Here is a 23350-nt window from a genome sequence, read left to right on the forward strand (position 1 = left end):
GGTCCGCCATCCGGCACTTCTGTTACGCTCCGTGCTTGCTGGCGAATGGTCTGCTGGCTCCCGAGCATTCCTCGGCTCTCGTGCCGCCGCTCGTGTCAGCACCGTCCATCACGGACCGATAGTTTCAGATGAAGCGTCTGACCTGGGATTATTGCCTCAAGGGGGCTAATCTCTGAACGGGGAAGGCGCCTTGTTGCTGCCGTGACCCGAGGCTGTTCCGGGACGCCGTCCTTCACTGTCGGTGATGGCTGTGCCTGGTCGGCCCTTGGCGGAAAGGAGGCTGGCCATGACGGTCGCACCCGCGAACCTGTTGGCCGTCCGCGACCTGTTGCTCACCTACCTCACCGGCCTCGGCCCGTCCGAGGTCGGCATCGTCGGCGATTCGCACCACATCGGCGGCTATCACTGCGGCTCCGATCGGGTGGTGCCCGGCGACTACTCGGTGGTGGAGTCCGTCCGTGACTCCTCCGGGCTCACCCTCAATGCGTCCGGGATGGACGTCGGCTTGTTCTCGGTCCGCTCCGGAGGCATGACCCACAACCTGCGGAGCTTCTCCACCTGGTTCGTGGCGCAATGCGTCGCCGACGCGCCCGACACCCGGGACGTCAGGGAGATCATCTATTCCCCGGACGGCATCGCCGTCAGGCGTTGGGACCGGCTGGGTCGGCGTACCACCGGCGACATCAGCCATCTGACACACACCCACTTCAGCTTCTTCCGTGACTCGACCAAGGCGGAGCGGGACCAGACCCCCCTGTTTCGCCGCTACCTCACCGCGATCGGCTTGATCACTCCACCGCATCAGGAGAACGGCATGGAACAGAACGACAGGCTCGTGGAGAACACCGGCTCCCCCTCTCGCACGGTCGGCAACGTGTTGGCCGACCTGCAGAACCTTCGCAACTGGCTCATCTCGCCGGTCGGTACGACCGGTCTGGTCACCCCGCCGATGGCGAACTCGCCGCTGCAGTTGCTGCTGACCATGGCACGGAACTGGCACGGGGCGGCCGCACCGACGAACGCCCAGGGTGTCGACGGCGGCTCCGCCACGCCGCAGGCCGTCAGCGACGTGCTCGCCGGTCTGCCGGCGGAGACGATTGCCGCGGCCATCCCGCAGCAGGTCGCCAAGGACGTCGCCGACGAGCTGTCCCGGCGGCTCACCGCCTGACCCGTCCGCGCCGCGACGACTGCCGCGTCGCGGCGCCGGGGCATTCAACAACAGGTGTTGCGCAATAACTCTTGCTAATGTCAGACTCGGCCGCATGGAACAACCCACCGTGCGCCAGGTCACCGACTCGCGCGTGCTCGCCGCACTCGCCCATCCGCTGCGCCGCCGCCTCATGGACGTGCTCAAGGTGTACGGCCCGTGCACCGTGGGCCTGCTCGCCGAGCGCACCGACCAGGCGCCGGCGAACGTCAGTCACCACCTGAAGGTGCTGGCCGCCGCCGACCTGCTGGTCGAGGCGCCCGAGCTGGCCCGCGACCGGCGGGAACGCTGGTGGAAGCTGCGGAGCAGAGGCGTGCGGTGGTCCGATGCCGACTTCGACGACGACCCGTCCACCCGGGTCGTGGCCGACGCGGCCGGCTCGCTCAACCTGGAGCGGCACACCGCCCTGGTGCGCGCCTGGCACGCCGCCGCCGACGAGACGCACGCCGCCTGGGGCGACGCGCCGTTCAGCACCGACCACTGGCTGCACCTGACCCCGGACGAGCTGGCCGAGCTGAGCCGCGAGGTGATCGCGCTGTTCACCCGCTGGGCCGACCGTCCCGTCCCCGACGACGGGCAGCGCCGCGAGCCGGTCTTCGTGTTCACCCACGGCGTCCCGGCCCGGCCGTGACCGCCCCGACCGGCGTCCCCGCGCCGCCCGTGGTCGCGCCGCCCGGCGGCCTGTTCCGGCACCGCGACTTCCGGCTGCTCTGGACCGGCCACACCATCAGCGCCGTGGGCAGCAACATGACCGCCGTGGCGTTGCCGCTGGTCGCCGTGGCGGTGCTCGACGCCAGCACGTTCCAGGTGGCGGTGCTGACCGCCGCGGCCTGGCTGCCCTGGCTGCTGGCCGGCCTGCCGGTCGGGGCGTGGGTCGACCGGGTCCGCCGCCGCCCCGTGATGATCGCCGCCGACCTGGTCGCCGCCGCGTTGTTCGCCGGCGTCCCGGTCGCCGCGCTGCTCGACCTGCTCACCGTCGGGCAACTGGTGGTGGTGGCGCTCGGCGCCGGCCTGGCCCGGGTCTTCTTCGAGACCGCCGACCAGGTCTACCTGCCCACCCTGCTGCCGCCCGAGCAGGTGCCGCCGGCAAACGCCCGGCTGCACGCCACCCAGACCGCGAGCTACCTGCTCGGACCGGGGCTGGCCGGGCTGATCGCCCAGCTCGCCGGCGCGGTGACCGCGGTGGCGCTGGACGCGGTGAGCTTCCTGGCGTCCGCACTGTGCCTGCACCGCATCCGCGCGGTCGAGCCCCGCCCGCGCCGGGCCGCCGGACCGGTGTCCATGCGCCGGGAGGTGGCCGACGGGCTGCGCTTCGTCGCCCGGGATCCGTACCTGCGGGTGCTGACCGTCTTCGGCGCGGCGAGCAACATCGGGCTCACCGGCTACCAGGCGCTGCTGGTGGTCTTCCTGGTCCGTTCGGCCGGCCTGCCGGCCGGCCTGGTCGGCCTCCTGATCGGCCTGGCCAGCCTCGGCGGGGTCGTCGGCGCGGCGCTGGCCGCCCGGCTGGCCCGGCGGCTCGGCACCGCCCGCGCACTGCTGCTCGCCGGCGCGCTCACCGGACCGCCCGCGCTGCTGATCCCGCTCGCCGGCCCCGGCGCGCGGGTGGCCTGGCTGGTGCTCGGCGGCGTGCTGGTGAGCCTGGGCGTCGCGATCGGCAACGTGGTCAAGGGCAGCTTCCGGCAGACGTACACGCCGCACCGGCTGCTCGGCCGCGTCACCGTGAGCATGCACCTGCTCAACTACGGCACCATCCCGCTCGCCGCGCTGCTGGCCGGCGTGCTGGGCGCCACCTGGGGACCGGGCGGCGGGATCCGGCTGATGACCGCCTGGCTGGCGCTCACCCCGGTGATCCTGCTGATCGGGCCGCTACGCCGGCACCGTGAGCTGCCGGCGGCACCCGCCTGACGACGCGCTGCGGCGGCGGTCGGAGCCCGACCGCCGCCACCGGCACTACGTCACATCGGACGGACGTTGTCCGCCTGCGGGCCCTTCTGGCCCTGCGTCACCTCGAACTCGACCTTCTGGCCCTCGTTCAGCTCGCGGTAGCCACCGCTCTGGATGGCCGAGTAGTGGACGAACACGTCCGGGCCTCCGCCGTCCTGCTCGATGAAGCCGAAGCCCTTTTCCGAGTTGAACCACTTGACCGTGCCGGTTGCCATGCGTCTCTCCCTGTTCAATGCGGGTGAGCACCGACCCGCGGTCGGTGATCCCCCCTGTACCTCCTCGACAGTAACCGCCCGAACCCGGATCCGCTGGCGGAAGTGCCGGCGTGGCTCGCGAATACCTGCGAACCGGAAATCCTCCCCGACCCGACCCGGGGCACGGCATGCTTGCCCGGATGAGTACGACGACGGCGTTGGCCGACCTGGAACGGGAGATCACGGCGCCCGGAAAGGGCCCCGACCGCCTGCGTCTGGTGCCCACGCCGTTCGTGCCCGAGGTGCGGCTGCACCTGGCCGAGGACGCCATCCTGTGGTGGGCGCGGATGGAGGCCGCCGCCGGGCGGTCGCTCCCGCCGCCGTACTGGGCCTCGGTCTGGGCCGGTGGGCAGGCGCTGGCCCGGCACCTGCTCGACCATCCCGAACTCGCCGCCGGGCGGCGCGTGCTCGACCTGGGCGCCGGGTCCGGGCTGGTCGCCATCGCCGCCGCGCTCGCCGGCGCCGACCAGGTGGTCGCCAACGACGTCGACCCGTACGCGGTGGCCGCCGTCACCGTCAACGCGCGGGCGAACCGGGTCCGGGTGGCCGTCGACAGCGACGACCTGCTCGACGGCGTGGCCGGCGTCGACCTGCTGGTGGCCGGCGACGCCCTCTACGACGCCGGGCTGGCCGCGCGGGTGCTGCCCTACCTGCGGCGCTGCGCGGACCGGGGCGTCGAGGTGCTGGTCGGCGACCCGGACCGGGGCCACCTGCCGCCGGCCGAGCTGGAACTGGTGGCCAGCTACCCGGTGCCCACCACCGAGCCCTCGGTCGACTCCCCGGTACGCCGGGTCCAGGTGCTGCGCCCCCGCTGACCCTCGGGGATCATCCGGAGACGATCTCCGGGGCGGCTGGGGGTCACGCCCGATGCGCCGGGTGCCCGGCCGGGCATAGCGTGCCAGGCATGACGGACCTGCTCGCCCAGTTCGGGCAGCTGCCCACCACCCTGCTGATGGGCCTGCTGGGCGTGGTGATGCTCGCCGACGCCGTACCCCTGCTCGGGGTGCTGGTGCCCGGCGACGCCGCGGTCCTGGCGGCGGTCGGCGCGGGGCGGCCGGCCGGCGGCGCGGCGACCGTCGCGGCGGTGGTGGCCGGTTGCCTGGCCGGCTGGTCGTTGAGTTTCCTCGCCGGGCGGCGCTGGGGCGGACGGCTGCGGCACGGCCGGCTGGGCGCCTGGATCGGCGAGTCCCGCTGGGCCGCCGCCGAGACGCTGCTGCTTCGTGGCGGCGGCCGGATCGTGCTGGTGGCGCCGTTCCTGCCGGTGTTCAACGCGTTGCTGCCGCTGGCCGCCGGCGGGCTGCGCATGCCGTACCGGCGGTTCGTCACCTGCGCGGCGATCGGCGCGACCGCGTGGGCCGGCCTCTACGTGGCGCTCGGGCTGGCCGCGCGGACGCTGACCGCCCTGCTGCCCGGCGCGCCGGACCCGACGGTGCTCACCATGACGGTCGGGCTGCTGCTCGCCGGCCCGGTGCTGCTCGGCACCCGGCGCCGGCTGCGCGCGGTGACCGGCTGACCGGGCCGGGTCCGGCCGCCACGGGGGAGGCCGGACCCGGCGCGGTCACCAGCCGCGGGCCCGCCACTGCGGCACGGCCGGCCGCTCGGCGCCGAGCGTGCTGTCCTTGCCGTGACCCGGGTAGAACCAGGTGTCGTCCGGCAGCCGGTCGAAGAGCTTGGCCTCGACGTCGTCGATGAGCTGGCCGAACCGCTCCGGGTCCTGGTCGGTGTTGCCCACCCCGCCGGGGAAAAGTGAGTCCCCGGTCCAAAGATGCGGGGTGCCGGCCGGGTCGCGGTAGAGCAGCGCGATCGAACCCGGGGTGTGCCCGCGCAGGTGGATCACCTCCAGCGCGCAGTCGCCGACCGCGACGGTGTCGCCCTCGCCCAGCGGCGCGGCGTCGATCGGCAGGCCCTCGGCGTCGTCGGCGTGCACCAGCGCGCGGGCGCCGGTCTTCGCGACCACCTCCTCCAGCGCGACCCAGTGGTCCATGTGCCGGTGGGTGGTCACCACCGTCGCCAGGCCACCGTCGCCGACCAGCTCCAGCAGCCGGGGCGCCTCGTTGGCGGCGTCGATGAGCACCTGCTCGCCGGTGCCGCGGCAGCGCAACAGGTAGGCGTTGTTGTCCATCGGGCCCACCGACAGTTTGGTCACGGTGAGCCGGTCGAGTTCGCGCACGGCCGGCGGGCCGCCGGGCGTGACGTCTCCGGTGTAGGTCATGACGGGGTTCAGATCCATTCCGGTGGGTTCGGCAGGGGGCCGTCGGGATCGACGGTGAGCAGCTCGCCCGTGCCCCGGCCGGTCAGCCAGGCGGCGAGTTCCGGCGCGGGGCCGGTGATCGTGGGCGCGCCCTCGGGGTCGCCCACGGTGAGTTCGCGTGCGGGGCCGTCGGGACGCAGCACCATGGCCGGCGCGGCCGGATCGTCGGCCAGCCCGGTCGCCACCTCGTGCAGCAGCCGCTGGGCGAACGCCTCCGGCCAGTCCGTCGGCCGGTAGCCGGCGGCCAGGTCGACGTGGTGCACCTCGACCTCGCGCAGCCGGGCCCAGACCAGCAGCGCGGCCGGCCACGGGCCGCGCCGGGTCTGCACCATCGCGCCCCACGCCCCGGGCGGCATCTCCGCCACCGCCACGTCGAAGCGCTGGCCGCTGCGACGCAGGTCGTCCAGCAGGTCGGCCGGGCCACGGCCGGCGCCCGCGTCGATGTCGGCGTTACGCGCCTCGACCGAGGCGTACATCGGGATCGGCTCGCCGGTGCGCGCGGCGGTGAGCAGGTTGACGAACCCGTCGGCGTTGCGGGCCAGGTGGGTGAGCACGTGCGCGCGGGTCCAGCCCGGCAGCAGCGACGGCGCCGCGACGTCCGCGGCGGCCAGGCCGGTCACGGTACGCAGCATCCGGTCGTTCGCCTCGGCCAGGTCGCCGGTCAGCAGCAGGGGATCAGTCGTCATCGGGTTCGACAGTAGCGGCCCGGCACGCGCCGCGCCGCCGGGGAAATCGCTTTCGGCGCGTCGCCGCGCGTCCTACCGTCGGGGCCGACGGCTTCGCGCCGTGACGCCGGGAGTCGGAGGGAGGTGGTGCGCATGCCGGTCCCCGCGCGTGTGTCCGCCCTGACCCCACGACCCCGATGAGGACGCCATGACCCTCGACCTGACCGCCCTCGGCTGGGACGCCGACTGGGCGACCCACCTCGACCGACGCTTCGACCACCGACCCGGGCGGGTGGCCCGGGTCGACCGCGGCGTGTGCACCGTGCTGCGCCCGGAGGGGCCGGTGCGGGCGAGCCTCGGCGGCGGCGTGCTCGCCGCCGCGGCCCGCGACCTGACCACGTTGCCCTGCGCCGGCGACTGGGTGCTGCTGACCACCTGGCCGGACGGGCCGGTCACCGTGGAGGCGGTGCTGCCGCGCCGCACCGCGCTGGTGCGCCGCACCGCCGGCAAGGACGCCAGCGGGCAGGTGCTGGCCGCCAACCTCGACACCGCCGCGGTGGTCGAGCCGGTGCACCCGGCGCCGGACGCCGCCCGGATCGAGCGCCTGCTCTCCCTCGTCCACTCCTCCGGCGCGGAGCCGCTGGTGGTGCTCACCAAGGCCGACCTGGCCGCCGACCCGGCCGCGGTGGCCCGCCAGCTCGCCGAGCTGGCCCCCGGGGTGCCGGTGCTGCCGGTCAGCGCCGAGCGCGGCACCGGCCTGGCGCCGCTGCGCCGGCACGTCGCGCCGGGCCGCACGCTGGGCCTGCTCGGGCCCTCCGGGGCCGGCAAGTCGAGCCTGGTCAACGCGTTGGCCGGCGCGGAGGTGATGCCCACCCAGGCGATCCGCCGCGTCGACGGCAAGGGCCGGCACACCACCACCTGGCGGGCGCTGGTGCCGCTGCCGGGTGGGGGCGCGGTGCTGGACACCCCCGGCGTACGGGCGGTCGGCCTGCTGGACGGCGCCGTCGGCCTGGACCGGGCGTTCGCCGACATCGCCGAGCTGGCCACCGGCTGCCGGTACGCCGACTGCGCGCACGACGCCGAACCGTCCTGCGCGGTGCGGGACGCGCTGGACAGCGGCGAGCTGCCGGCCCGCCGCTGGGAGAGCTGGCGCCGGTTGCAGCGGGAGCTGGCGTACGAGAGCGGGCGTCGCGCGGTCCGGCTGGCCGCCGAGCGGCGGGGCGGCTGGCGCGGTGGGCGGCGACGCACCGGGCGTCCGGCGGCGCCGCCCGCCCCCGGTGCACTCTGAGCTGGGGGAATGTTCGCGCGCCGGAAGTTGTCACACCTCGGGGCTAGAGTTGCCGAGGCGCTTTCCCTGCGCCTCGACAGTCTCTGAAAACCACCCAGACCCGGCGTCTGGTGGACAGATCCGCCTCACATTCTTCTTCCGGGAGCACACGCACCGTGGCCGACCGTCTGATCATCCGTGGCGCGCGCGAGCACAACCTGCGTGACGTCAGTCTCGACCTGCCCCGGGACGCCCTGATCGTCTTCACCGGGCTCTCCGGTTCGGGCAAGTCGAGCCTGGCGTTCGACACCATCTTCGCCGAGGGGCAGCGCCGCTACGTCGAGTCGCTGTCGTCGTACGCCCGGCAGTTCCTCGGTCAGATGGACAAGCCCGACGTCGACTTCATCGAGGGTCTCAGCCCGGCGGTCTCCATCGACCAGAAGTCGACCTCGCGCAACCCGCGCTCCACCGTCGGCACCATCACCGAGGTCTACGACTACCTCCGGCTGCTCTTCGCCCGCATCGGCGAGCCGCACTGCCCGATTTGCGGCGAGCGGATCTCCAAGCAGAGCCCGCAGCAGATCGTCGACCGGGTGCTCGCGATGGCCGAGGGCACCCGGTTCATGGTGCTCGCGCCGGTGGTGCGCGGTCGCAAGGGCGAGTACGTCGACCTCTTCGCCGAGCTCCAGGCCAAGGGCTACGCCCGGGCCCGGGTCGACGGCGTGGTGCACCCGCTGACCGAGCCGCCCAAGCTCAAGAAGCAGGAGAAGCACACCATCGAGGTGGTCATCGACCGGCTCAGCGTCAAGGCGAGCGCCAAGCAGCGGCTGACCGACTCGGTCGAGGCCGCGCTCGGCCTCTCCGGCGGCCTGGTGCTGCTCGACTTCGTCGACCTGGCCGAGGACGACCCGGCCCGCGAGCGCCGCTACTCCGAGCACCTCGCCTGCCCGAACGACCACCCCCTCGCGATCGAGGACCTGGAACCCCGGGTCTTCTCCTTCAACGCGCCCTACGGCGCCTGCCCGGAGTGCACCGGCCTGGGCACCAAGAAGGAGGTCGACCCCGAGCTGATCATCCCGGACCCGGAGCGCACGCTGCGCGAGGGCGCGATCCAGCCCTGGTCCACCGGGCACAACCTGGAATACTTCCTGCGCCTGCTGGAGGCGCTCGGCGAGAGCCAGCACTTCGACGTCGACACGCCGTGGCGCGCGCTGCCGTCGCGGGCGCAGAAGACGATCCTGCACGGCTCCGACGACCAGGTGCACGTCCGCTACCGCAACAAGTACGGTCGCGAGCGCTCCTACTACACCGGCTTCGAGGGCGTGGTGCAGTGGATCGAGCGCCGGCACACCGACACCGAGTCCGACTGGTCCCGCGACAAGTACGAGGGCTACATGCGGGACGTGCCGTGCGCGGCCTGCGGTGGCGCCCGGCTCAAGCCGGAGGTGCTCGCCGTCACGCTGGCCGGCAAGAGCATCGCCGAGGTCTGCAACCTCTCCGTGGGCGAGGCGGCCGACCTGCTCGCCGGCATCGAGCTGACCGACCGGCAGAAGATGATCGCCGAGCGCGTGCTCAAGGAGATCAACGCCCGGCTGACGTTCCTGCTCGACGTCGGCCTCGACTACCTCTCCCTGGACCGGCCGGCCGGCACGCTCTCCGGCGGCGAGGCGCAGCGCATCCGGCTCGCCACCCAGATCGGCTCCGGTCTGGTCGGCGTGCTCTACGTGCTCGACGAGCCGTCGATCGGCCTGCACCAGCGGGACAACCACCGGCTCATCGAGACGCTGCTGCGGCTGCGCGGCCTCGGCAACACGCTGATCGTGGTCGAGCACGACGAGGACACCATCCGGGTGGCCGACTGGATCGTCGACATCGGGCCGGGCGCGGGCGAGCACGGCGGCAAGATCGTGCACAGCGGCTCGGTGTCGGCGCTGCTCGACAACGACGAGTCGGTCACCGGCGCGTACCTGGCCGGGCGCAAGGCCATCCCGACGCCGGCCACCCGCCGTCCGCAGACGCCGGGACGCGAGCTGGTGGTGCACGGCGCGCGCGAGCACAACCTGCGCAACCTCACCGTCAGCTTCCCGCTCGGCCAGCTCATCGCGGTCACCGGCGTCAGCGGCTCGGGCAAGTCGACGCTCGTCAACGACATCCTCTACACGGTGCTCGCCAACCAGATCAACGGCGCCCGGCTGGTGCCCGGCCGGCACACCCGGATCACCGGCCTGGAGCACGTGGACAAGGTCGTCGGCGTGGACCAGTCGCCGATCGGGCGGACCCCACGCTCCAACCCGGCCACCTACACCGGCGTCTGGGACCACGTCCGCAAGCTCTTCGCCGAGACCACCGAGGCCAAGGTCCGGGGGTACGGCCCGGGCCGGTTCTCGTTCAACGTCAAGGGCGGGCGCTGCGAGGCGTGCTCCGGCGACGGCACCATCAAGATCGAGATGAACTTCCTGCCGGATGTCTACGTCCCCTGCGAGGTGTGCAAGGGCGCGCGCTACAACCGCGAGACGCTCGAGGTGCACTACAAGGGCCGGACGGTCGCCGAGGTGCTGGACATGCCGATCGAGGAGGCGGCCGAGTTCTTCTCCGCCATCCCGGCCATCCACCGGCACCTGAAGACGCTCGTCGACGTCGGCCTGGGCTACGTGCGGCTCGGCCAGCCCGCGCCGACGCTCTCCGGGGGCGAGGCGCAGCGCGTCAAGCTCGCCTCCGAGCTCCAGAAGCGCTCCACCGGGCGGACGGTCTACGTGCTCGACGAGCCCACCACCGGCCTGCACTTCGAGGACATCCGCAAGCTGCTCATGGTGCTGGAGGGCCTGGTCGACAAGGGCAACACGGTGATCACCATCGAGCACAACCTCGACGTGATCAAGACGGCCGACTGGCTCATCGACATGGGACCCGAGGGCGGTCACCGCGGCGGCACGGTGCTCGCCACCGGCACCCCGGAGGAGGTCGCCGAGGTGCCCGAGAGCCACACCGGCGAGTTCCTGCGGCCGATCCTCAAGCTGGCCGGCGAGGCCAAGGGCGCCAAGGCGGCCACCACCCGGGCGGCCAAGGCCAACGGCGGCACCAAGTCGCGGGCCCGCAAGGTGCCGGCGGGGGCGCGCTGACCGACGCGTCCGCGCGGGGCGGGCCGCACCACCGGCCCGTCCGCGCGGATACCCGTTTCGTGACGCGCCGGTATGAACCGTGCGTCACCCTGGTGCGTGTACCGCAGTGTGGCCACGGATCATGACCGGTGGCGACAGCCGAGAGAGAGGCCGGAGATGAGTGACGATCAGGTGCTGACCGGAGCGGTCACCCAGAGCCGACGGGCCCTGCTCGCGGGCGCCGGCGCGGTCGGGGCGGCCGTGGTGCTCGCGGGCTGCGGCGAGGGCGACGCCACCCCCGGGGCGGCCCCGACCAGCGGCGGGCCGCCCGGCGCCAGCGCCACCGGCGACGCCGGCGGCGGCAACCGGGACAGCAGCGGCCCGCTGGCCCGCACCACCGACATCCCGGTCGGCGGCGGCACGGTGTACGCCAGCAAGGGCGTGGTGATCACCCAGCCCGAGGCGGGCCAGTTCAAGGGCTTCGACCCGATCTGCACGCACCAGGGCTGCCCGGTGTCGAACGTCGACGGCGGCACCATCAACTGCACGTGTCACAACAGCCGGTTCTCGATCACCGACGGGTCGGTGAAGCAGGGCCCCGCCACGAAGCCGCTCGCGGCCAAGGAGATCAAGGTCAGCGGCGACCAGATCACGCTGGCCTGACCGCGCGTGCCACCCCCGCCCGGCCGGGCGGGGGTGGGGTGTCGGGGGTGCGGACTACGCTTGGCACGTGGCTGACCCCTCGACCTACCGTCCCGCGACCGGCACCATCCCGGAGTCACCAGGGGTCTACCGTTTCCGCGACGGCACCGGCCGGGTGATCTACGTCGGCAAGGCGCGCAACCTGCGCAGCCGGCTCAACTCCTACTTCGCCGACCCGGTCAACCTGCACCAGCGCACCCGGCAGATGGTCTTCACCGCCGAGTCGGTCGACTGGATCACCGTCGCCACCGAGGTGGAGGCGCTCCAGCAGGAATACACCTGGATCAAGCAGTACGACCCGAGGTTCAACGTCCGCTACCGCGACGACAAGTCCTACCCCTACCTCGCGGTCACGCTCGACGAGGAATACCCGCGGTTGCAGGTGATGCGCGGAGCGAAGCGCAAGGGGGTGCGCTACTTCGGGCCGTACTCGCACGCCTGGGCCATCCGCGAGACGCTCGACCTGCTGCTGCGCGTCTTCCCGGCCCGCACCTGCTCCTCCGGCGTGTTCAAGCGGGCCGGCCAGGTCGGCCGGCCCTGCCTGCTGGGCTACATCGGCAAGTGCTCGGCGCCGTGCGTCGGCACCGTCACCGCCGAGCGGCACCGGGAGATCGTCACCGGCTTCTGCGACTTCATGGCCGGCCGCACCGACACCATGGTGCGCCGGCTGGAAAAGGAGATGCTCGACGCCAGCGAGCAGTTGGAGTTCGAGCGCGCCGCCCGGCTGCGCGACGACGTGGCCGCGCTGCGCCGGGCCATGGAGAAGCAGACAGTGGTGCTCGGCGACGGCACCGACGCCGACGTGGTGGCGTTCGCCGACGACCCCCTCGAAGCCGCGGTGCAGGTCTTCCACGTCCGCGGCGGCCGGGTGCGCGGCCAGCGCGGCTGGGTGGTGGAGAAGACCGAGGAGCTGACCACCGGCGACCTCGTGCACCACTTCTGCACCCAGGTCTACGGCGGCGAGCAGGGCGAGGCCGACGTCCCACGGGAACTGCTCGTCCCCGAGTTGCCCGGCGACGCCGACGCGCTCGCCGACTGGCTCTCCACCCGCCGGGGCAGCCACGTCTCGCTGCGGGTGCCTCAGCGCGGCGACAAACGGTCGTTGCTGGAGACCGTGGAGCGCAACGCGAAGGACGCGTTGACCCGGCACAAGCTCAAGCGCGCGGGTGACCTGACCACCCGCAGCCAGGCCCTCGACGAGATCGCCGACGCGCTCGACATGCGGACGTCGCCGCTGCGCATCGAGTGCTTCGACGTCTCCCAGATCCAGGGCACCGACGTGGTCGCCAGCATGGTGGTCTTCGAGGACGGGCTGCCCCGCAAGAGCGAATACCGCCGGTTCATCGTGCGCGGCGCCACCGACGACCTGTCCGCCATGTCCGAGGTGCTGCGCCGGCGCTTCGCCCGCTACCTCGACGCCCGCGCCGAAACCGGGGAGCTGGGCGAGGAGACGGCCGCCGACCCCGACCGCCCCGGCATCGACCCGACCACCGGCCGGCCGCGCCGGTTCGCGTACCCGCCGCAGCTGGTGGTGGTCGACGGTGGCCCGCCACAGGTGGCCGCCGCCGCGAAGGCGCTGGCCGAGCTGGGCATCGACGACGTGGCGCTGTGCGGGCTGGCCAAGCGGCTGGAGGAGGTCTGGCTGCCCGACGACGAGTTCCCGGTCATCCTGCCGCGCACCTCGGAGGCGCTCTACCTGCTGCAACGGGTCCGCGACGAGGCCCACCGCTTCGCCATCACGTTCCACCGCCAGCGGCGCTCCAAGCGGATGACCGAGTCGGCGCTCGACAACGTGCCCGGCCTGGGCGAGGTCCGTCGCAAGGCGCTGCTGCGGCACTTCGGCTCGCTGAAGCGGCTGTCCGCGGCCACGGTCGAGGAGATCACCGAGGTGCCGGGCGTCGGCCGACGTACCGCCGAGGCCATCCTCGCCGCCCTCGACAGCGACCCCGCCACAACCCCCTCCTGACCGTCCCCGACCGCCCCCGTCCCCACACAGCTCGTTGATCAAGGAGTTGACGTCACCGCGGCGAGCCCCTGAGACACAAACCCCTTGATCACCGCCTCCTCCTGCCCGGAGATTGCCCTGAGTGGGGCGGGGCGGCCCGCCCGCGCCCGGGTGTCCGCCCCGCACCCCGGGTGTCCGCCCCGCACCCCGGGTGTCCGGCCCGCGCCCGGGTGTCCGGCCTGCGCCCCGGGGTGTCCCGCCCGTGTCTGGTGATCATGAGGCTGGCCGCTTCGCTGTCGGCGTGTCGGCCCGCCAACCTCATGATCGACGCGTGGTGCACCGGGCGGGATACGGAAACCTGCCCGGGGGTTCTCGGGTGACGGGATGGGCGTTTCACCCCATCGGGAACGGTGGGGATCTTGGTGCGTATCGGTTCCCGGAGGGGCCGTCCGGTACCAGAAGCTCCCAGCGCTCGTCTCAGGGCGGGTTCCCGTGATGCGGGGCGTCCCGGGGCGGGTGCCCGGTTTCGTCGGCTATGCGGTGGTCGGGGTCACCGGCTCGGGGGAATCGGGGCCGGGGGCGGGGCGTTATACCTGGCAGACCGCGTGGAGCCCGGCCCCTGGGCCGCTGGCAGCCCGGTCGGAATGACCGGCCACCGGCCGTCGTTACACCCCCCGAGCCGCCGACCCCGGCCACCCCGCGTGGCCCGGCCCGCGTCGGCGGAATGCGCGGCCACCGGCCGTCGTTACACCCCCTGAGCCGCCGACCCCGGCCACCCCGCGTGGCCCCCGGTCGCACCGGCCCTCTCCGGGCCCCCGAGCAGGCCAACCCCCTTGGCCGCCGGGCCCACCCCTTCAGACTTTCCCCCTGCGCGGCTCCCCGGCCGCGTCATCCCCCACCCCCCTTTGGGAGGCACTGTCATGGCTACCACTCTGCTGCGTACCACTGTGCTGACCGCTGCCGGTATCGCCGCGACCGCCGGTGGGATCGCCGGCCCCGCGATCGCCGCGCACGCCGCCCCCGCCGAGAAGACCGCCGTGGTCGCCGACCGCACGAGCGGCGAACGTGAGTTGGACGTGCGCTACGAAGCCCAGCCCAACTTCTACTACTGCGGCCCCGCCGCCGCCCGCAACGCCATCAGCGTGCTCGGCAAGAACATCGACGTGCACGCCATGGCCCGCGAGATGGGCACCACCGAGAACGGCACCAACAGCATCAACGACATCACCCCCGTCCTGAACAAGGAAACCGGCAAGACCTACCGGTCGGTCGAGATCAAGGACCCCAAGGCCAACGACACGCAGACCGACAAGCTGCGCGCCGACATCGTCCGCACCGTCGACGACGGCCGCGCCGTGGTCGCCAACATCGCCGGCACCACCACCGACACCGACGGCAGCACCCACTCCTTCGAAGGCGGCCACTACATCAGCGTCGTCGGCTACCAGAACAACGGCACCACCGTCACCATCGCCGACAGCGCCAACCCCGACACCGCCTCCTACCGGATCACCGTCGACAACCTCGCCGACTGGATCGCCACCCGCGGCTACAGCACCAGCTGACACCAGCGGAAAGGGCCGGCCCCGACAACGGGGCCGGCCCTTTCGTCACCCCTCGGCGAGTACGGCGAGGATGGCCTCGCCGTACTTGGCGAGCTTGTTCTCGCCGACCCCGTTGAACCGGGACAGCTCGGCCAGGGAACTCGGCGGCTCGGCGGCGATCTGGCGCAGCGTGGCGTCGTGGAAGATCACGTACGCGGGGACGCCCTGCTCCTTGGCGGTGGCGGCCCGCCACGCGCGGAGCCGCTCGAAGACCGGCGCGGCGGCGGGGGAGAGGTCGGCGACGACGGTGGCCGCCCCTCGTGGCTTCGCGGCCCGGCCGGACAGTGGCCGTTCCGGCTCCTTGCGCAGGGTGACCGTACGCCGCCGGCCGAGCACGTCGGCGCTGGCCTCGGTCAACGCCAGCGTGCCGTAGTCGCCCTCGACCGCGAGCAGGCCCTCGGCGAGCAGTTGCCGGACCACGCCGCGCCACTCGGCGTCGCGCAGCTCGGTGCCGATGCCGAACGTGCTCAGCGCGTCGTGCCGGTGCTGGTCGATCTTGTCGGTGTGCTTGCCGAGCAGGATGTCGATGCTGTGCCCGGCACCGAACCGCTGGTTGCGCTCCCGGTCGAGCCGGTAGACGGTGGAGAGCAGCTTCTGCGCGGCGACCGTGCCGTCCCAGGACTCCGGCGGGTCGAGGCAGGTGTCGCAGTTGCCGCAGTTCGGGGTCCCGCTCTCGCCGAAGTAGTCGAGCAGTTGGGCCCGGCGGCAGCGGACCGTCTCGCAGAGCGCCAGCATCGCGTCGAGGTGGGCGGCGAGGTTGCGCCGGTGCGCCAGGTCGCCCTCCGACGTCTCGATCATCTTGCGTTGCTGCACCACGTCCTGGAGCCCGTACGCCAGCCAGGCCGTGGACGGCAGCCCGTCGCGGCCGGCGCGACCGGTCTCCTGGTAGTAGCCCTCCACCGACTTGGGCAGGTCGAGGTGGGCGACGAAGCGTACGTCGGGCTTGTCGATGCCCATGCCGAACGCGATGGTGGCCACCATGACCAGCCCGTCCTCGCGCAGGAAGCGCTGCTGGTTGCCGGCGCGGGTCACCGCGTCCAGGCCGGCGTGGTACGGCAGCGCCGGGATGCCGTTGGCGACCAGGAACTCGGCGGTCTTGTCCACCGAGGCGCGGGACAGGCAGTAGACGATGCCGGCGTCGCCGGGGTGCTCGTCGCGCAGCAGGCTCAGCAACTGCCGGCGCGGCTCCCGCTTCGGCACGATGCGGTACTGGATGTTGGGCCGGTCGAAGCTGGCCACGAAGTGCCGGGCGTCGGTGAGCTGGAGCCGGGTGGCGATCTCGGTGCGGGTGGCCTGCGTCGCGGTGGCGGTCAGCGCGATGCGCGGCACCTGCGGCCAGCGCTCGTGCAGCATCGACAGGTTGAGGTAGTCGGGGCGGAAGTCGTGCCCCCACTGGGAGACGCAGTGTGCCTCGTCGATCGCGAACAGCGCGATCTTGCCGCGTTCCAGCAGGCCGAGGGTGGAGCGCACGGCCAGCCCTTCCGGGGCGAGGTAGAGCAGGTCCAGCTCGCCGGCGAGGTAGGCCGCCTCGACCCGGCGGCGCTGTGCCGCGTCCTGGGTCGAGTTGAGGAACCCGGCCCGCACGCCGACGGCGGTGAGCGCGTCGACCTGGTCCTGCATGAGCGCGATCAGCGGCGAGACGACCACCGCCACGCCGTCGCGGACCAGCGCGGGGATCTGGTAGCAGAGCGACTTGCCGCCCCCGGTGGGCATCAGCACCAGCGCGTCGCCGCCGGCCACCACGTGCTCGATGATGTCCTGCTGGACACCGCGGAACGCGTCGTAGCCGAAGACCCGGCGCAACACGTCCAGCGCGCCCTCGACCCGTTGCTCGGTGGGGGAGACCATCCGCGCAGTCTACGAGCGCCCGCCGACACCGCCACGGACGCCGCCGCCCGCGCCGCCGCGCCGAACCCCGCCCCACCGCCGCCCCACCCGCCTGTTTCACGGAAACAGTGGCTGTTCCGTCGGCGACAGCCACTGTTTCCGTGAAACAGCGGGAAAGAGAGGGCGGGGAGCGGGCGGGGGGAGGACGGGGGAGACGGGGCGGGAAAGCGACGAGCAGGTGTTCCGGTGGTCACCCCGTGGAATCCCGCCCGGGGTCGCAGCCGTTAGAGTCGTCGACTGACCATGTGCGGCCGACCGGCCGCGGCGCCACGGCTTGGGGGTACGCGGGTGAGCGAGGCGCGGACGGCGGAGACAGCGGTGGGGCGGCCGGCGCCGACCGAGGCGGAGACGTCCCTGGTGGTGGTGACCGGCCTCTCCGGTGGTGGGCGCAGCACGGTGGCCCGGGCGCTGGAGAACGTCGGCTACTACGTGGTCGACAACCTGCCCCAGGCGCTCCTGCTGGACATGGCCGAGCTGGCGTTCAAGGCCGGCGGCGCGGCCCGGCGTACGGCGATGGTGCTGGACGTGCGGTCGCGCGCCTTCTCCACGGACCTGGTCGGCGCGATCCGGGAGCTGCGCGAGCGCGGCTTCTCCCCCCGGGTGGTCTTCGTCGACGCGGACGACGAGGTGTTGATCCGCCGGTTCGAGAGCGTGCGCCGGTCGCACCCGTTGCAGGGCGACGGGCGGCTGGCCGACGGCATCGCGGTGGAGCGGGCGCTGCTGGAGGAGGCCCGCGACCAGGCCGACGTGATCATCGACACCAGCCACCTGAACGTCAACCAGCTCCGCCGCCGCGTCGAGGAGTTGTTCGGCGGCGAGGACGCCCGCCGGCTGCGGATCACCGTGCTGTCGTTCGGCTTCAAGTACGGCCTCCCGCCGGACGCCGACTTCGTGATGGACGCCCGGTTCCTGCCCAACCCGTACTGGGTGCCGGAGCTGCGCGAGCACACCGGCCGGGAGGAGGCGGTCAGCGCGTACGTGCTGGGTCAGGAGGGTGCCGACGCGTTCGTCGCCGGTTACGCCGACCTGGTCAACGCCACCACGGCCGGCTTCGAGCGGGAGGGCAAGCGCTACCTGACCGTGGCCGTGGGCTGCACCGGCGGCAAGCACCGCAGCGTGGCGATCGCCGAGGAGCTGGCCGTGCGGCTGCGCGCGTCCGGCATCGCCGCCAACCCGCAGCACCGGGACCTGGGGCGGGAATGACCCCGACCAGGGTGGTCGCGTTCGGCGGCGGGCACGGGTTGTCCGCGTCGCTGCGGGCGCTACGGCACTGCGTACCCGGACTGGACCTGGACATCACCGCGGTGGTCACGGTCGGCGACGACGGCGGCTCCAGCGGCCGGCTGCGCGCCGAGCGCGGCGGCCTGCCCCCGGGTGACCTGCGGCAGGCGCTCGTCGCGCTCTCCGGTGACCACCCCGCGACCCGGCGTAGCGCGGCGTTGTTCCAGCACCGCTTCGCCGCCGCCGCGCCCGCGCCGGCGCTCGGTGCGCCGGCCCCGGCGGTGGGTGACCCGCTCGCCGGCCACGCGGTCGGCAACCTGCTGCTGCACGGGCTGACCGAGCTGCTCGGCGATCCGGTGGCCGCGCTGGACCACGCCGGGGCGATGCTCGGCGCGGTGGGCCGGGTGCTGCCGATGTCGCGCCAGCCGGTGGGTATCGAGGCCCGGGTCCGCGGCGTCGACCCGGACCACCCGGACGAGGTCCGCACGGTGTGCGGCCAGCACCAGGTGGCGGTCACCTCCGGCACGGTGGAGTCGCTGCGGCTCACCCCGGCCGCGCCGGCCGCGTGCGCCGAGGCGGTGACCGCGGTACGCGCAGCCGACTGGTTGATCTTCGGGCCGGGGAGCTGGTACACCAGCGTGTTGCCGCACCTGCTGGTGCCCGGCCTGGCCGACGCGATCGTGTCCAGCCCGGCGCGGCGGCTGGTGACGCTGAACCTGGTGGCCGAGAAGGAGACCTCCGGGCTCTCCCTGCCCGACCATCTGGACACCCTGCGGCGCTATCTGCCCGAGCTGAAGGTGGACATGGTGCTCGCCGACTCCACGGCGGTGGGTGACCCCGTGGCGGTCGAACGTGCGGCAGAATCGCTTGGTGCCCGGCTGGTCCTCGCCCCCGTCGCCGTCGTCGACGGCACACCCCGTCATGATCCGGCCGCCCTGGGCGCCGCACTGGTGCCGGTCCTGGGCGCCGATCGTTAGACACGTACGTAATCACCGGCGACACGCCGGAACCGGTCCGTGAGGGGGCGCTGAAATGGCGATGACGGCTGCGGTCAAGGACGAGCTGAGTCGGGTCGACGTGCCCAAGCCCTGCTGCCGCCGGGCGGAGATGGCCGCCCTGCTGCGCTTCGCCGGTGGCCTGCACATCGTGTCGGGGCGCGTGGTGGTGGAGGCGGAGCTGGACACCGGCGCGGTGGCCCGCCGGCTGCGGCGGGAGATCGCCGAGGTCTACGGCTACCCGAGTGAGATCCACGTGCTGGCGTCGGGCGGCCTGCGCAAGGGCAGCCACTTCATCGTGCGGGTGGTCAAGGACGGCGAGGCGCTGGCCCGGCAGACCGGCCTGCTGGACGTGCGGGGCCGGCCGGTGCGGGGCCTGCCGCCGCACGTGGTGGCCGCCAACGTCTGCTGTGCGGTCTCCGCCTGGCGTGGCGCGTTCATGGCGCACGGCTCGCTGACCGAGCCGGGCCGCTCCAGCGCGTTGGAGATCACCTGCCCGGGGCCGGAGTCGGCGCTCGCGCTGGTCGGCGCCGCCCGCCGGCTCGGCATCACCGCCAAGAACCGCGAGGTGCGCGGCGTGGACCGGGTGGTGGTGAAGGACGGCGACGCGATCGCCGCGCTGCTCACCCGCATCGGTGCGCACTCCAGCGTGCTGGCCTGGGAGGAGCGCCGGGTCCGCCGGGAGGTGCGTGCCACCGCCAACCGGCTGGCCAACTTCGACGACGCGAACCTGCGCCGTTCGGCGCGCGCCGCGGTGGCCGCCGCCGCCCGGGTGACCCGGGCGCTGGAGATCCTCGCCGACGACGCCCCCAACCACCTGACCTCGGCGGGCCGGCTGCGGCTGGAGCACCGCCAGGCCTCGCTGGAGGAGCTGGGCGCGCTCGCCGAGCCGCCGCTGACCAAGGACGCCATCGCCGGCCGGATCCGCCGGCTGCTCGCGCTGGCCGACAAGCGGGCCCGCGACCTCGGCATCCCGGATACGGAAGCGGCAGTCACGCCGGACATGCTCGTGGTCTGATAGGGACGGAGGGGCGACGTCGCGCGATCGGGATCACCACCCGGCGCAGCACGCCGCCGCGCGCTCGGATAGGGTCGCTGCGTACGGCAAGGGGGCCGGCACAGGCACTCCTCGCCGTACTCACCGCCTCGGGCGGTCAGGTCTGGTACGGACCGCGGCGGGGTGGCCGAGATGACATCGTCAACGGCCGGCTCCAACGGTCGGCGCACACACTTCCGCCGGCCGTGGTCTGACGCCGGCGGACCAGAACGCGAGGAGATGGGACCTGTGACCATCCGGGTTGGCATCAACGGCTTCGGCCGGATCGGCCGTAACTTCTTCCGGGCAGTGCTGGCGTCCGGCGCCGACATCGAAATCGTCGCGGTCAACGACCTGACCGACAACGCGACGCTCGCCCACCTTGTCAAGTACGACAGCATCCTGGGTCGCCTCCCGCACGAGGTGAAGGCCAGCGCCGACGAGATCACCGTGGGCGGCAAGGCCATCAAGGTGTTCGAGGAGAAGGACCCCGGCAAGCTGCCGTGGAGCGAGGTCGGCGTCGACGTCGTCATCGAGTCCACCGGGTTCTTCACCGACGCCACCAAGGCGAAGGCGCACATCGACGGCGGGGCCAAGAAGGTCATCATCTCCGCGCCGGCGAAGAACGAGGACGTCACCGTGGTCATGGGCGTCAACCAGGACCAGTACGACCCGGCCAAGCACAACATCATCTCGAACGCCTCCTGCACCACCAACTGCCTCGCCCCGATGGCGAAGGTCCTTCAGGACACGTTCGGCATCAACAAGGGTCTGATGACCACCATCCACGCGTACACGCAGGACCAGAACCTGCAGGACGCGCCGCACAAGGACCTGCGCCGGGCCCGGGCCGCCGCGCTCAACATCGTGCCGACCTCGACCGGCGCCGCGAAGGCCATCGGCCTGGTGCTGCCGGAGCTGAAGGGCAAGCTCGACGGTTACGCGCTGCGGGTGCCGATCCCGACCGGTTCGGCCACCGACCTGACCGTCGAGGTCGGCCGGGAGACCACCGTGGACGAGGTCAACGCCGCGATCAAGGCCGCCGCGGAGGGCCCGCTCAAGGGCATCCTGGTCTACAACGAGGACCCGATCGTCTCCGCCGACATCGTCACCGACCCGGCGTCGTGCATCTTCGACGCGCCGCTGACCAAGGTGATCGGCAACCAGGTCAAGGTCGTCGGCTGGTACGACAACGAGTGGGGCTACTCCAACCGCCTGGTCGACCTGGTCAAGCTGGTGGGTTCCTCGCTGTGACGATTCGTAACCTCGACGACCTGCTCGCCGAGGGGGTGTCGGGTCGGCGCGTGCTGGTGCGCGCCGACCTGAACGTCCCGCTCGACAAGCAGACCGGTGACATCACCGACGACGGCCGGATCCGGGCCGTGCTGCCGACGCTGAGCGCGTTGGTGCAGGCCGGCGCGAAGGTGGTCGTCTGCTCGCACCTGGGCCGCCCGAAGGGCGCGCCGGACCCGAAGTTCAGCCTCCGCCCGGTGGCCGGGCGGCTCGGTGAGCTGCTCGGCGCACCGGTGCGCTTCGCCGAGGACACCGTCGGCGACTCGGCCCGCTCGACCGTGGCCGAGCTGGCCGACGGTCAGGTCGCGCTGCTGGAGAACCTGCGGTTCAACGCCGGTGAGACCAGCAAGGACGACACCGAGCGGGGCGCGTTCGCCGACCAGCTCGCGGCGCTCGGTGACGCGTACGTCGACGACGCGTTCGGCGCGGTGCACCGCAGGCACGCCAGCGTGCACGACGTGCCGGCCCGGCTGCCGCACGTGGCCGGCCGGCTGGTGCTGCGCGAGGTCGAGGTGCTCAGCAAGCTGACCGGCGAGCCCGAGCGGCCGTACGTGGTGGTGCTGGGCGGCTCGAAGGTCTCCGACAAGCTGGCCGTGATCGAGGCGCTGCTGCCCACCGTCGACCGGCTGCTCATCGGCGGCGGGATGTGCTTCACGTTCCTCAAGGCCCAGGGCCACGAGGTGGGCTCCTCGCTGCTGGAGGAGGAGATGGTGGAGACCTGCCGGAACCTCCTGGAGCGGTCCGGCGGGAAGATCATGCTCCCGGTCGACGTGGTGGCCGCGGACGCCTTCGCCCCGGACGCCGCGCACGACACGGTGCCCGCCGACGGCATCCCGAGTCACCGGCTCGGGCTGGACATCGGTCCGGAGACGGTCGGCGGCTTCGCCGCCGCGCTGTCCCAGGCGAAGACGATCTTCTGGAACGGCCCGATGGGCGTGTTCGAGATGGCGGCGTTCGCCAACGGCACCCGCGGGGTGGCCGAGGCGATCACCAAGGCGGACGCGTTCAGCGTGGTGGGTGGCGGCGACTCCGCCGCGGCGGTGCGCGCGCTGGGCCTGGACGAGTCGTCGTTCGGGCACATCTCCACCGGTGGCGGCGCCTCCCTGGAATACCTGGAGGGCAAGACCCTCCCCGGCATCGCGGCTCTGGAGAACTGAATGGCGAGCACCACCCGCCGGCCGCTGATGGCCGGCAACTGGAAGATGAACCTCAACCACCTCGAGGCGAACCTGCTGGTGCAGAAGTTGGCCGCGAGCCTCAACGAGAAGCAGCTCACCGACGTCGAGTGCGTGGTGCTGCCGCCCTTCACCGACCTGCGTACCGTGCAGACCGCGGTGGACGGCGACAAGCTGCTGATCGGTTACGGCGCGCAGGACCTGTCGCCGTTCCCGTCCGGGGCGTACACCGGCGACATCGCCGGGCCGATGCTGTCGAAGCTGGGCTGCGGTTACGTGGTGGTCGGCCACTCCGAGCGGCGGCAGTACCACGGCGAGGACGACGCGCTGGTCAACGCGAAGGTGGCGGCGGCGCTGGCGAACGGGCTGACGCCGATCCTCTGCATCGGCGAGGGCCTGGAGGTGCGGGAGCAGCTCCGGCAGGTCCCGCACTGCTGCGACCAGCTCGACGGCGCGCTGAAGGGGCTCACCGCCGAGCAGGTCACCCGGGTCGTCGTCGCGTACGAGCCGGTCTGGGCGATCGGCACCGGCAAGACGGCGACGCCGGAGGACGCGCAGGAGGTCTGCGGCGAGGTGCGTAAGCGGCTCGTGGAGAGCTACGACGAGCCCACCGCCCAGCAGGTCCGGATCCTGTACGGCGGGTCGGTCAAGGCGTCGAACGTCGCCGCGATCATGGCTCAGCCGGACGTGGACGGGGCCCTGGTCGGGGGCGCCAGCCTCGACGCGGAGGAGTTCGCGCGGATCTGTCGGTTCCCGGAGCACACGGCCCGCTGATCGCTCGCTATCCTTGACGCTGCCCGTCCACC

Annotated in this window: 20 protein-coding genes; 16 read left to right on the forward strand and 4 right to left on the reverse strand. The window is 72.8% G+C overall.

From position 1 onward, the window contains the following. Positions 1–244: 244 nt before the first annotated feature. From VKK44_RS07160 to VKK44_RS07170, 3 genes are all read left to right on the forward strand, one after another. Positions 245–1168 carry a hypothetical protein gene (locus VKK44_RS07160; protein WP_343446050.1) on the forward strand — a complete coding sequence of 308 codons (924 nt, stop codon included), beginning with the start codon at positions 245–247 and terminating at the stop codon, positions 1166–1168. Between the two features lie 94 nt (positions 1169–1262). Further along, positions 1263–1838 (forward strand): ArsR/SmtB family transcription factor, encoded by a 576-nt coding sequence (locus tag VKK44_RS07165; RefSeq protein WP_343446051.1) that lies wholly within the window; start codon positions 1263–1265, stop codon positions 1836–1838. Beyond that, positions 1835–3112, forward strand: a complete 1278-nt coding sequence (locus tag VKK44_RS07170) for an MFS transporter (RefSeq protein ID WP_343446052.1) — start codon at positions 1835–1837, stop codon at positions 3110–3112. The genes VKK44_RS07165 and VKK44_RS07170 overlap by 4 nt, the downstream gene beginning before the upstream one ends. A gap of 50 nt (positions 3113–3162) precedes the next feature. Here VKK44_RS07170 and VKK44_RS07175 read toward each other — a convergent pair whose 3' ends face one another. Next, positions 3163–3366, reverse strand: coding sequence for a cold-shock protein (locus VKK44_RS07175; RefSeq protein WP_091059998.1), 204 nt, complete (start codon positions 3364–3366; stop codon positions 3163–3165). A gap of 179 nt (positions 3367–3545) precedes the next feature. Here VKK44_RS07175 and VKK44_RS07180 point away from each other — a divergent pair, with 179 nt between their 5' ends. Beyond that, positions 3546–4220 carry a class I SAM-dependent methyltransferase gene (locus VKK44_RS07180; protein ID WP_343446053.1) on the forward strand — a complete coding sequence of 225 codons (675 nt, stop codon included), beginning with the start codon at positions 3546–3548 and terminating at the stop codon, positions 4218–4220. 89 nt (positions 4221–4309) lie between these two features. Continuing rightward, a complete protein-coding gene (locus VKK44_RS07185) occupies positions 4310–4918 on the forward strand; it encodes a DedA family protein (protein WP_343446054.1) in 609 nt (202 codons plus the stop codon). 45 nt (positions 4919–4963) lie between these two features. Here the strand turns inward: VKK44_RS07185 and VKK44_RS07190 are convergent, their stop codons facing one another. Together VKK44_RS07190 and VKK44_RS07195 are read right to left on the reverse strand one after the other, a co-directional pair. Next, positions 4964–5617, reverse strand: coding sequence for an MBL fold metallo-hydrolase (locus VKK44_RS07190; RefSeq protein WP_343446055.1), 654 nt, complete (start codon positions 5615–5617; stop codon positions 4964–4966). A gap of 8 nt (positions 5618–5625) precedes the next feature. Continuing rightward, positions 5626–6342, reverse strand: a complete 717-nt coding sequence (locus VKK44_RS07195) for a maleylpyruvate isomerase family mycothiol-dependent enzyme (protein ID WP_343446056.1) — start codon at positions 6340–6342, stop codon at positions 5626–5628. Positions 6343–6529: 187 nt separating this feature from the next. Between VKK44_RS07195 and rsgA the strand changes: the two genes are divergently transcribed. The 5 genes from rsgA (at position 6530) to VKK44_RS07220 (ending at position 14898) form a co-directional block, all read left to right on the forward strand. Then, on the forward strand, positions 6530–7609 hold the full coding sequence (rsgA, locus tag VKK44_RS07200; protein WP_343446057.1) for a ribosome small subunit-dependent GTPase A: 1080 nt from the start codon (positions 6530–6532) through the stop codon (positions 7607–7609). A gap of 155 nt (positions 7610–7764) precedes the next feature. Next, entirely contained in the window at positions 7765–10707 is a 2943-nt protein-coding gene (gene uvrA / locus VKK44_RS07205) for an excinuclease ABC subunit UvrA (RefSeq protein ID WP_343446058.1), read from the forward strand. A 156-nt stretch (positions 10708–10863) separates the two neighbouring features. Continuing rightward, positions 10864–11349: a Rieske (2Fe-2S) protein gene (locus VKK44_RS07210; protein WP_343446059.1), complete on the forward strand. Its 486-nt coding sequence runs from the start codon at positions 10864–10866 to the stop codon at positions 11347–11349. Positions 11350–11416: 67 nt separating this feature from the next. After that, positions 11417–13354: an excinuclease ABC subunit UvrC gene (gene uvrC, locus VKK44_RS07215; protein ID WP_343446060.1), complete on the forward strand. Its 1938-nt coding sequence runs from the start codon at positions 11417–11419 to the stop codon at positions 13352–13354. A gap of 899 nt (positions 13355–14253) precedes the next feature. Next, a complete protein-coding gene (locus VKK44_RS07220; protein WP_343446061.1) occupies positions 14254–14898 on the forward strand; it encodes a C39 family peptidase in 645 nt (214 codons plus the stop codon). Positions 14899–14943: 45 nt separating this feature from the next. Here the strand turns inward: VKK44_RS07220 and recQ are convergent, their stop codons facing one another. Then, on the reverse strand, positions 14944–16785 hold the full coding sequence (gene recQ, locus VKK44_RS07225) for a DNA helicase RecQ (RefSeq protein WP_343446062.1): 1842 nt from the start codon (positions 16783–16785) through the stop codon (positions 14944–14946). Positions 16786–17112: 327 nt separating this feature from the next. Here recQ and rapZ point away from each other — a divergent pair, with 327 nt between their 5' ends. The 6 genes from rapZ (at position 17113) to tpiA (ending at position 23318) form a co-directional block, all read left to right on the forward strand. Continuing rightward, positions 17113–18027 carry an RNase adapter RapZ gene (rapZ, locus tag VKK44_RS07230; protein WP_343446063.1) on the forward strand — a complete coding sequence of 305 codons (915 nt, stop codon included), beginning with the start codon at positions 17113–17115 and terminating at the stop codon, positions 18025–18027. Then, positions 18024–19022 carry a gluconeogenesis factor YvcK family protein gene (locus tag VKK44_RS07235; protein ID WP_343446064.1) on the forward strand — a complete coding sequence of 333 codons (999 nt, stop codon included), beginning with the start codon at positions 18024–18026 and terminating at the stop codon, positions 19020–19022. Before rapZ ends, VKK44_RS07235 begins: the two co-directional genes overlap by 4 nt. Positions 19023–19077: 55 nt before the next feature. Beyond that, on the forward strand, positions 19078–20058 hold the full coding sequence (gene whiA, locus VKK44_RS07240; RefSeq protein WP_343446065.1) for a DNA-binding protein WhiA: 981 nt from the start codon (positions 19078–19080) through the stop codon (positions 20056–20058). Positions 20059–20325: 267 nt separating this feature from the next. Further along, a complete protein-coding gene (gap, locus tag VKK44_RS07245) occupies positions 20326–21330 on the forward strand; it encodes a type I glyceraldehyde-3-phosphate dehydrogenase (RefSeq protein WP_343446066.1) in 1005 nt (334 codons plus the stop codon). Further along, positions 21327–22526 (forward strand): phosphoglycerate kinase, encoded by a 1200-nt coding sequence (locus VKK44_RS07250; RefSeq protein WP_343446067.1) that lies wholly within the window; start codon positions 21327–21329, stop codon positions 22524–22526. The genes gap and VKK44_RS07250 overlap by 4 nt, the downstream gene beginning before the upstream one ends. Next, positions 22527–23318, forward strand: coding sequence for a triose-phosphate isomerase (tpiA, locus tag VKK44_RS07255; RefSeq protein WP_343446068.1), 792 nt, complete (start codon positions 22527–22529; stop codon positions 23316–23318). It abuts the gene before it with no gap. Positions 23319–23350: the final 32 nt, after the last annotated feature.

This window comes from Micromonospora sp. DSM 45708, from assembly GCF_039566955.1.
Taxonomy (GTDB): Bacteria; Actinomycetota; Actinomycetes; order Mycobacteriales; family Micromonosporaceae; genus Micromonospora.